The sequence below is a fragment of the Haloferax sp. s1 genome (genome assembly GCF_058382125.1).
On sequence record NZ_JBZRPK010000313.1, the window covers coordinates 1 to 3,016 of the forward strand.

General features: G+C 64.3%; 3 protein-coding genes and 1 pseudogene. 2 read left to right on the forward strand and 2 right to left on the reverse strand.

Translation table 11 applies throughout. The features are described 5' to 3' along the window. Positions 1-73: 73 nt before the first annotated feature. Positions 74-292: pseudogene (locus tag QT222_RS03465) on the forward strand (2-phospho-L-lactate guanylyltransferase); the annotation flags it as partial. Positions 293-585: 293 nt separating this feature from the next. Beyond that, entirely contained in the window at positions 586-1,773 is a 1,188-nt protein-coding gene (gene cofG / locus QT222_RS03470; protein WP_491476317.1) for a 7,8-didemethyl-8-hydroxy-5-deazariboflavin synthase subunit CofG, read from the forward strand. Between the two features lie 32 nt (positions 1,774-1,805). Here cofG and QT222_RS03475 read toward each other — a convergent pair whose 3' ends face one another. Together QT222_RS03475 and QT222_RS03480 are read right to left on the reverse strand one after the other, a co-directional pair. Next, on the reverse strand, positions 1,806-2,408 hold the full coding sequence (locus QT222_RS03475) for a hypothetical protein (RefSeq protein ID WP_491476318.1): 603 nt from the start codon (positions 2,406-2,408) through the stop codon (positions 1,806-1,808). Between the two features lie 159 nt (positions 2,409-2,567). Then, the coding region (locus QT222_RS03480) for a metal-dependent hydrolase (RefSeq protein WP_491476319.1) at positions 2,568-3,016 on the reverse strand (449 nt) is incomplete at its 5' end.

Here is a 3,016-nt window from a genome sequence, read left to right on the forward strand (position 1 = left end):
GAGAGGGGCGTGGGCCAGGAAGTTGAGCACGCGTAAGAGCGTCGGCGGCGTCGGATGTGTATAAGAGGCAGACGGTGCGTCGATGCTCGACCATCGGCAGATCGCCCGCGGCGCCGGCCTCTCGTTCGTCGAGGTCGATTCGATGCGACTCGCCGTCGACGTGGACGAACCGAGTGGCCTCGTGGAGGTTCTGTTACACGGGACGAGTCGCGCGCGAACGTGGTTGACGGACGCTGGTGTGGAACTCGAATGTGGAACGGGACGAGTCGAGGCGGTCCGACACCGCCGATAGGACCATAACACTCCGAGATAAACATTGGCTGGCGCGGTTGTCCGTCTGCCCGGCGGGAACTGAGGCAACGTGCGCCGCGCGCTCCCGTGCCGCAAGTCGGCGCGGGGATGAAGTGGAGTCCGAACGTCACGGCGACAGCGCGAGTTTCCCTCGCATGCGGTTACAGCGCCTGACATCGCTTCGGACGGACCGGGGAGTGTCTGGCACCAATGTCCCGGTCCCTTTCTCGACTTCTGTCTCTGGAATCGACCGCGAGTGACACGTTTTTAGTGATTCGTTGCGCACCGGGAGGTATGTTCCCGGGTGCCGCTGAGTACGGAGTCGACGTGCATATCGACGACGCCGAAGTCGAAAGACTACTCTCGGTTACCCCGGACGACGCCGAGCCACCCGCATCGCTGTCGTTCTCGCGCAACGTGTTTCTCCCCTTGACCACCGCGTGTCGCTACACCTGTACCTACTGCACCTACTACGACGTGCCCGGCGAAGCGACGCTCATGTCGCTCGACGACGTGCGAGAGGTGGTCCGCATGGGTGCGGATGCTGGCTGTACGGAGGCACTGTTTACGTTCGGAGACGAACCGGACGAGCGCTACACCGAGGTTCACCGCCAACTCGACGAGTGGGGCTACGACGACATTCTCGACTACCTCGCTGCCGCGTGCGAGGTCGCACTGGATGAAGGACTCTTGCCGCACTCGAATCCCGGTGACTTGACTCGCGAGGAGTTCGCCGACCTCGCACCGCTGAACGCCAGTATGGGAGTGATGCTGGAGACGACGGCCGACGTGGTCGCTCACTCGGGCAATCGGCGGAAAACACCGGGACAGCGACTCAACACCATCCGTGCCGCGGGCGAAGTGGGCGTCCCGTTCACGACGGGCATCCTCGTCGGCATCGGCGAGTCGTGGCGCGACAGAGCCGAAAGCTTGCTCGCCATCCGCGCCCTCCACGAGCGGTACGGGCACATTCAGGAGGTCATCGTCCAGAACGTCGTGCCGAACGAGCGGTCGAGCTTCGAGCGCCCGTCGCTCGAAACGATGCGGCGAGTAGTGTCGATGGCACGGGTCGCCCTTCCCGAGGAGGTGTCCGTGCAGGTCCCGCCGAACCTCTCTGCGGCCGCCGAGTTAGTCGATTGCGGCGTGGACGACCTCGGCGGCGTTTCGCCGGTTACCGACGACTACGTGAATCCCGACTACGCGTGGCCGGCTCTCCAGGAACTCGTCGATATCGCCGACGACGCGGGCGTGCCGCTCCGCGAGCGACTACCAGTGTACGAGCGGTTCCTACCCGACGACGCTCGGGCGACAGATAGCGATATTGTACCCGCCGAGAAGGCCGAGATAACTCGGAACGCCGAGGAGACCGATTGCGACTGGCTCGGAGACCCAATCATCGAGCGTCTCCGGTCAGAAGATGTCCACGGTGAGCGATTCCGAAACGTCGCTCGCGGCGACGGGCCGCTGTCGATTCCGAAGTAACCAGTGGACCGAGTGAGGTGTCGATTGGTCGCCTACCGCCGGCGGACAAGCATGGAGAGAAACGCGACGAGTGCCGGGTACACCGCGGGCGTCCGTCCGGAGAGTTGCGGGACGCGCTTTCGAACGATGGTGTATCCAACGCCAACGAGGAGACTCCCGATGAGCACCGTTCGAGCACCGTCGCCGAGCGTCGTGAAGCCCGGAACCGAGAGGATAGCCGCGAGGGCGAGGTCGCCGGGCGACCCGTCGTAGGCAGCGATGCGTCGAGGTGCAACCCATCCGCCGGCGGTGCGGACGTAGATTCCGCGGTCGGTTTTCGCTTCCCACGGGTTCGGTTCGCTGCTGCCACCGAAGTAGTCCGCAACGCAGTGAAGCGAAGCAGCGGCAAAGCCGGTCGCAGCGAGAACCGCCACAGGAGCGCGAGTGGTGGCCGCGAGAGCGCCGAAGAGAAGCATTCCGATGGTGAACGCCTCGAACTGGTGGAGCGTCTTACGGTGGACGCCAACGACCATATCGAGGTCGGGGAAGACGCCACCGACGAGCGCGACGACGGCGACGAGTGGCGCGACGGCCGGAGCGACGACCGCAACCGCAGCGGCGAGCGCGAGGCTCATCGCCACGTGGGTCGGAGCCATCACGGAGCGGCCACCCCCGGACAATCCTGTCGACGAACCATTATCACATCCTCTCGGCGACCGAGACGTATGAGTCTCGTGGTATTTCCCGTGCTGCCGAAGAAACCGCCGCGTTAGGTGCTCCGAAGAAACACCCGTTAGATGCCGAAGAAACACCCGTTAGATGCCGAGCCAATCCGGAACCCGTTTTCTGAAGCCGGTGTAGACGAGCGCGATGGCGACGCTAAGTGCGACGACCACGCGAAGCACGCCATCGAAGGCGAACATCGGCGGGACAGAAAACAGCAGAGTCAACACGAGGTCTTCGGGCGCACCGTCATAGCGGACGACATACTGCGGCTGGAGCCATCGCTTCGTCGGGTGGACGTAGACCGCGCGGTTGGACGTGCGGTCCCACGGGCGGAGTTCGTCGCCCGCGCCGAACCAGTCTAAGACCGAGTGGAGCGCCGCCGAGAGGAAGAAAAACGTCAGTCCGACAGTGAGCGCTGAAGTCGAGACGGTGGCGACGAATCCGGTAGCACCCGCGGCGACGGTGTAGTAAACCGGGAAGTGCAGGGTCTTGCGGTGGACGCCGACGAAGGGGTCTACGTCGGGGAAGCCGCTCCCGA

Excerpts from the sequence above, each read along its gene's own strand:
- cofG (WP_491476317.1), top strand. The coding sequence starts at position 586 with ATGTTCCCGGGTGCCGCTGAGTACGGAGTCGACGTGCATATCGACGAC.
- QT222_RS03475 (WP_491476318.1), bottom strand. The coding sequence starts at position 2,408 with ATGGCTCCGACCCACGTGGCGATGAGCCTCGCGCTCGCCGCTGCGGTT.